Annotated in this window: 1 protein-coding gene and 1 pseudogene; one reads left to right on the top strand and one right to left on the bottom strand. The window is 36.3% G+C overall.

The window, feature by feature from the left end; translation table 11 throughout:
- Positions 1-148 (bottom strand): annotated as a pseudogene (locus EI162_RS14075) (IS982 family transposase); the annotation flags it as partial.
- A 587-nt stretch (positions 149-735) separates the two neighbouring features.
- On the opposite strand from EI162_RS14075, the gene EI162_RS14070 reads away from it, so the two are divergent.
- Positions 736-1365: a superoxide dismutase gene (locus EI162_RS14070; protein WP_192524923.1), complete on the top strand. Its 630-nt coding sequence runs from the start codon at positions 736-738 to the stop codon at positions 1363-1365.
- Positions 1366-1799 lie beyond the last annotated feature (434 nt).

Raw genomic sequence — 1799 nt, 5'->3', positions numbered from 1 at the left:
AAAACTCACCGACCAGTTCCATGCAAATAATCTCAGGATCACTCAGCTTTGGCGCATAACCTGCCCCTCGCAAGGGTTTGGTGACGACTATTTTGTAATATTGCTCTACCATTAAATAGATATTGATGATAAATTCGTCTATGGGCATCTCATGACTCCGTTGTATTCTTGGTCGAAAACAATAGATTAGTGAGATGCTCTTCTTTTTTCAATCACTTTTGATGTTGAGAGTGGGGTGTTTTAACTATGTTTTAATAGTGATAGGCAGCATAGCGACATTTTGGCAGGGTTCTTACAAGCTATCTTAATGGCGCTTGCCTTGATTGCGTCTGCATATTCTATGCTGTCACTGGCTAAATTACCAATTAGCATAAGTAAACGGCGATTCATAACATTTGGTAACTGATATTTGTCGTCACTGTTGCTATAATAAGCGGCAAGTTACAGTGAATTATATCTTATAGCTTGTGAACTTAAAGTTAACAATACTTTTAAATGCCAATAACGACTTTTAAGTCAGTAACTTGGTGTTTAACGGTATGACAACGATTGAGTTTTGCCTGCTTAAGATGGTTTTATAATTTAGTACTTTTTTAGGTTTACAGCAATATGTTAAGCATATTGAGTCACAGATTTAACTAACAATAAACTAAGCCAATTTAGTCCAATAATTTATAGCATTGCTTTTACGCTATACCTAATACTAATGGCTAAACCAGCAAGGATAAAATAACTATGTCAAATATTACTTTACCAGACCTACCATATGCAAAAGACGCGCTTGAGCCACATATCAGTGCTGAGACGCTAGAATACCATCATGACAAGCATCATGCCGCTTATGTAAACAAGCTAAATGACTTGCTACCTGGTTCTGGTCTAGAAGACAAAACATTGCCAGAAATCATCGTTGCAGCGTCGAAAGATGACAACAAAAAAACGATGTTTAACCAAGCAGCCCAAGTATGGAATCACACTTTCTATTGGAACTGCATGACGCCAGAAAACGGCGGCGGCGAACCTACTGGTGACTTGAAAGCTAAAATCGAAGAAGATTTCGGTAGCTATGATAAGTTCCGTGAAGAGTTCAAAAACGCAGCGACTTCACAGTTTGGTTCAGGTTGGGCATGGCTAGTTGCTGATAAAGTCGGTGGCAAACTATCAATCGCGAAAACTGGTAACGCTGATAACCCATTAGCACACGACCAAGTCGCGGTATTGACTTGTGACGTATGGGAACATGCTTACTATATCGATTATCGCAACCGTCGTCCTGATTACGTCGACACCTTCCTAGACAAGCTAGTAAACTGGGACTACGCAAACGCTAAATATAAAGGTCAAGATGCTGGTGTTGAAGAGTAATCTTTAACTTCTAAGTATTTGATTTACTTTATAAGTAGAAAAAAAGGACGCTGAGAGGCGTCCTTTTTTTGGTTTAAATTTTTTGATAAATTATAATTATCTAAATTTATAATGTTGACGGAATGCACTTCATCTTTCAATCTAAGAATCAATAATAAGATAAGAAAATATCCTTATAAAGCATAAATGAGACTGTTGCTTCAATCACGTATAAAAAGCTAACTAGCACTACTAATGACATAATGATATTGAATACAAACATGATTTTGCTATAAGATTTATTTAAAAAAGAGAATAACGTTACAATTAACATTATTAGAAAATACAGCGTTGTCTCTGCTGAGCCTAAAATATTAATAATGCTAAAGTATCTATTTACTAGGGCGTGTCATCAATTAGCATAGATATTTCAGAATAAGCTATACTTAGATCGT

Source organism: Psychrobacter sp. FME6 (assembly GCF_014861365.1).
GTDB lineage: Bacteria > Pseudomonadota > Gammaproteobacteria > Pseudomonadales > Moraxellaceae > Psychrobacter.
The sequence above is the reverse complement of the archived record's forward strand: the minus strand, read 5'-3'. Positions and strand labels throughout refer to the sequence as shown.